Genomic DNA, 3,436 nt, shown 5'->3' on the forward strand with positions numbered 1-3,436 from the left:
CTGCAATCATAGCGGCTGGCATCTTTGCCATCGAGCAGATCATCGGAAATTACGTCGACCCGCGGGTTCAGGGACGGCAGGTATCGCTATCGCCTTTGGTCGTTCTGATCACGCTTCTCGTCTGGAGCTGGGTCTGGGGCGTGGCAGGTGCCATTCTGGCCGTGCCCATCACGATCGCTACGATGATTGTCTGTGCCTTCGTGCCCCCCCTACGACCATTCGCCCTTCTTCTCAGTAATGCGAGTGATTACGACAGCCTTGATCGGCAGACAGGTGTCTCGCAAGATTAAGATCAACTTCCAAGTCTATGACTCGAAAATAGAAATACCAGTTTGCGAGAAATTTGGTCAATATGGGTAATTGCACTATTACGATCTGAGCCTCTTTTGATCCGGATTTTGTCGGAAAAACCAAATACCGGGGGAACTCTCAATTCCACCGACCGTTGCATACCCGTAGCATGATGCTGCAAAACAAAATGAAGGAGACACACAATGCGGATCGAATTCACGAAGGTTGCTGGTATTGGCGCTTTTCTCGCTGCACTCACCGCATCGCCGGTGATCGCGCAGGATATGGATATGGGTGCCTGGGATGGCGACAGCGACGGCGTCCTGAGCCAAGACGAATTTAACGAAGGTTGGGGCACCAACTACGGTGAAGATGAAACGGCATTCAGCACTTGGGATGAGGACGGCGACGGCGCTCTCAACGAGGATGAATATAACAACGGTGTGTTCAATTCCTACGATGATGACGAAAGCGGCGTGATTGAAGAGCCTGAGTTCGGCGATGTCGGCGACGACATGGGCGACGGCGGCTTCTGGGACGTCTGAATATACATCATTGCGTAAGGCTGGCTCTGCCAGCCTTACGCTCTTCATCAAGCCCTGCTGATTGCGACTGCCACTCCAGACGTATCAGTGCCGCCGGCACAGTGTTTTCGCTGACAGAAACGGCGGAAACGAAGTCGAACTCAGTAGATGGTCGATTTTACGGATCCAAAGCAACCCTGTGCATATATCGCTGGTTTTCGAGGAGGAACACCATGTTCAACAAGATGCTATCGCGCGGCGTGTCCGCCGCCGCAATTACCGGAGCTCTGACAATGGGCGTTTCAGCTCAGGATGTTGGTGCATGGGATACTGACGGCAATGGCGTACTGAACGAGTCAGAGTTCGCCGGTGGAATTGATGACGCGGGAATATTCGATCAATGGGATGTCAATGAAGATACCACATTGGACGATGACGAAGTTTTGCAGGGTGTCTTCCATATGTGGGATACATCAAACAACGGCGAGCTCACGGTCAGCGAATGGGATGATGCGGTCGACCTGTGGTTTGGCGAAACGGATGTGAATCTCGCGGTGGAAAATTGGGACACCGACGGCGACGGCGTCATTTCTCCCTTCGAATTCATGCGCGTGCGGCAGGAGACGAGTTTGCTCAGCCGGATCGGTTTCGATACGCCACGTGACGTCCTTGCACGCGAAGACTTTGGCGACGGCCTATTTGGCATCGTCGATGCAGACGGTGATGCCTCGATCGGCGAAGAAAGCGACGTCTGGCTCGCTGACCTGTTTGAAATGATGAACCTGGGCACAGAGGTGGCCGTCGACGATGTCGTTGACCCTGTGGGTCTTGATGACACCACCGAATTGGGTGACGCTGAATCGTCCGATCTGATTCAGGATGGCGAGGCCTTTTCGCATCTTCCAATTCCCTGTGGTTCGGAAGGTTCTGCTTGTGACGACATCGCGAAACGATTCTGTGCGGCACTCGATTACGACCCACCGCTTGATCTCCTCGAGGTCGATGGCAGTCTCTATGTCATTCGATGTGCCGATAACTTTTGATGATCTAATCGACGTCGTTACTGTCGGGCATGTTACTCTATATCAGAGGCTATAGCATAGTATAGCCTCTGGCGTATCTTTATATTCTGATTTGATAGCGGCTATGCTCCTAATCATTGTCGAACTTTCCTTCTTATTGCCGGTCAATTCAAGTCCGATGGCAATAGCATCGAGGCTCTCCAAGATCCCGTTGGTCCAACCGTATTCGTATTTCTAGGCGCGCTTGACCGGGACTTGGCCGCATCAAGTGAATGAATCGTGTGTTTTTTCTATTACATGCATACTCTTCTTGCGCTAATTTTTTTTGATCCATTTCGGAACAAAGTTTCATTTTCTCTGTTTGTTTGCTGCAACAAAAGAGAGGAAACGATATGAAACTGTCGAACTCAAATTTGCGTAATGCCGCAATCGCGGCCATCGTCGGCCTGCCGTTCACGTCGGGCTTTGCATTTGCGCAGGACACTCAGGAGAGTGCCGGACAAACCGATGCGCCGAGTGCGCAATCCGGTGATGTGACGCAGCAGCAATCTGCATCATCAACCAATCAGAGCGGGTCGGCTGCGCAGCCTGATGTCGTCGTCGCGTCGGTCGGTGGATCGAACATCATGTCGTCCGATGTACTGACGGTCATCGATATGTTGCCGCCGCAACTCAAGACGCAGCCGCCGGAAATGCTTGTCCCTTTGGCCATGGAGCAGCTGATCCTGCGTCAGCTGATACTTGAAGAAGCTCAAGCTCAGAATTTGGCGGAAGACCCTGAAGTCATCGCTTTGGTTGAAGGTGCCACCCAGTCGGCTGAAGACGATGCCATTGTTCAGGTCTGGATGGACCGCGAGATGGCAAATGCCGTGACGGATGATGCTGTTCAGCAGGAATATGATCGAGCCAGCGGACAAAGCGACCAAGAACTTCCGCCGCTCGCCGACGTCCGGCCGCAGATCGAGCAACATCTGCGGCAGCAGGCGTTGCAGGAAATCCGGACCGGCCTGCGGGAAGGTGCCGACGTCGTGTTCTTCGATGCCACCGGTAACCCGGTCGAGCAATCGCAGGATCAGACCACATCCGGAAGCACTTCGGGCAGTCCCGGTGACAGTGCGCCAACGTCGTCCGGCAATGATGCCGCCTCTGACAGCGACACGTCGGGCAATACTGAAGAGGCTGCCCCGGAGCCCTCGAACAACTGATCGTATGAATTGATACGCGGGGTCGGGGGCAGCAATGTCTGCCCCCGGCTTTTCATTCCGTCTTATGCATGGACATATGATCGGCCGGACGCGTTACAGGTAAAGGCTGATCCGCAGAGCGTTCCGGACCGGAATATTGGAGAACAAGGTGAGGCAACACGATAAGTCAGGTCATGGCGGGCCATATCTGCGGTTTTTTGCAATGATCGCGACCTCGACGTTCGTGATGTATGGCCTGATGTATCTGAATACATTTGCCCTCGAACACGTCTATTTCTCTCAGACGCGCATGTGGATGGCGCTTTATATGGGTGCCGTCATGACGATCGTCATGCTGGCTTTCATGCTGGGGATGTATCGCAGTAAGATGATAAATGCTGCCATTTTTGGTGGG

At 53.3% G+C, this 3,436-nt stretch carries 4 protein-coding genes and 1 pseudogene; all 5 read left to right on the forward strand.

Annotated features, from left to right (window positions below; all coding sequences use genetic code 11):
- The coding region (locus ACOI1H_RS24325; RefSeq protein WP_422440801.1) for an AI-2E family transporter at positions 1-290 on the forward strand (290 nt) is incomplete at its 5' end.
- 204 nt (positions 291-494) lie between these two features.
- Positions 495-836, forward strand: coding sequence for a hypothetical protein (locus ACOI1H_RS24330; protein ID WP_422440802.1), 342 nt, complete (start codon positions 495-497; stop codon positions 834-836).
- Positions 837-1,048: 212 nt separating this feature from the next.
- Positions 1,049-1,858 carry a hypothetical protein gene (locus tag ACOI1H_RS24335; RefSeq protein WP_422440803.1) on the forward strand — a complete coding sequence of 270 codons (810 nt, stop codon included), beginning with the start codon at positions 1,049-1,051 and terminating at the stop codon, positions 1,856-1,858.
- A 371-nt stretch (positions 1,859-2,229) separates the two neighbouring features.
- Positions 2,230-3,042 (forward strand): hypothetical protein, encoded by an 813-nt coding sequence (locus ACOI1H_RS24340; RefSeq protein ID WP_422440805.1) that lies wholly within the window; start codon positions 2,230-2,232, stop codon positions 3,040-3,042.
- 202 nt (positions 3,043-3,244) lie between these two features.
- Positions 3,245-3,436: pseudogene (locus tag ACOI1H_RS24345) on the forward strand (DUF305 domain-containing protein); the annotation flags it as partial.

The sequence above is a fragment of the Loktanella sp. DJP18 genome (genome assembly GCF_049310965.1).
Lineage (GTDB): Bacteria > Pseudomonadota > Alphaproteobacteria > Rhodobacterales > Rhodobacteraceae > Loktanella.

Bases quoted from the DNA above. Each gene is read 5' to 3' on its own strand.
- ACOI1H_RS24330 (WP_422440802.1), top strand. From the start codon at position 495: ATGCGGATCGAATTCACGAAGGTTGCTGGTATTGGCGCTTTTCTCGCT.
- ACOI1H_RS24335 (WP_422440803.1), top strand. From the start codon at position 1,049: ATGTTCAACAAGATGCTATCGCGCGGCGTGTCCGCCGCCGCAATTACC.
- ACOI1H_RS24340 (WP_422440805.1), top strand. From the start codon at position 2,230: ATGAAACTGTCGAACTCAAATTTGCGTAATGCCGCAATCGCGGCCATC.